Source organism: Acinetobacter sp. AL9, from assembly GCF_041464035.1.
In the GTDB taxonomy this organism is placed as follows: Bacteria; Pseudomonadota; Gammaproteobacteria; order Pseudomonadales; family Moraxellaceae; genus Acinetobacter; species Acinetobacter towneri.
Window position 1 is genome coordinate 1 of sequence record NZ_JAYFSK010000306.1, and the last position, 222, is coordinate 222.

Annotated in this window: 1 rRNA gene; it reads left to right on the forward strand. The window is 41.4% G+C overall.

The features are described 5' to 3' along the window. Positions 1-109: 109 nt before the first annotated feature. Positions 110-222, forward strand: a 16S ribosomal RNA gene (locus ACEO2X_RS14835); the annotation flags it as partial.

Here is a 222-nt window from a genome sequence, read left to right on the forward strand (position 1 = left end):
TTTCATTGATTGATTGGTTTAAATTACTCGAAGTTTATTTGAGCGAAATTTAAGTCAGAAAATTGATGAGCCAGATTTGGAAGTTTAGATTAAAGCTTCAAAATGATTTTAACTGAAGAGTTTGATCATGGCTCAGATTGAACGCTGGCGGCAGGCTTAACACATGCAAGTCGAGCGGGCGAGGTTGCTTCGGTAACTGAGCTAGCGGCGGACGGGTGAGTA